Origin of the sequence: Peptostreptococcus canis, assembly GCF_014229965.1 — a bacterium.
Taxonomy (GTDB): Bacteria; Bacillota; Clostridia; order Peptostreptococcales; family Peptostreptococcaceae; genus Peptostreptococcus; species Peptostreptococcus canis.
In genome coordinates this window covers 1-312 of record NZ_JABGBW010000035.1, presented here as the reverse complement: position 1 = coordinate 312, position 312 = coordinate 1, and the positions used below count along the sequence as shown (strand labels likewise).

Genomic DNA, 312 nt, shown 5'->3' with positions numbered 1-312 from the left:
ACAAATAAAAGAAGGAAAAGTACGCATTAAATCAAATGGAAGTGTAAAAAGTGATGTTACTGTTGAATTTTCGAATGGAGTTTATAAAGAAACTAATAACATAATTAATAATCAAGTTACAAGATATGGTGCAAAGTATACTATGAACCCTGATTTTCACCAACTTATTGAGTTTTTAAGTACAATTGAAAAAGATTTGGCATTGGAAGAAAATGATTCGTCATATTTATTGAAATTAAAAGGGGATAGCAAAGGGTTAGAGTTATTACTCGAAAATCAATATAGGTTAAAGCTGAGTAATATAGATTTTAG

At 27.6% G+C, this 312-nt stretch carries 1 protein-coding gene; it reads left to right on the top strand.

Going from position 1 to position 312, the window contains the following annotated elements; translation table 11 throughout:
* A partial coding sequence (locus tag HLB29_RS09585) for a hypothetical protein (protein ID WP_207719564.1) occupies positions 1-312 on the top strand: 312 nt, incomplete at both ends.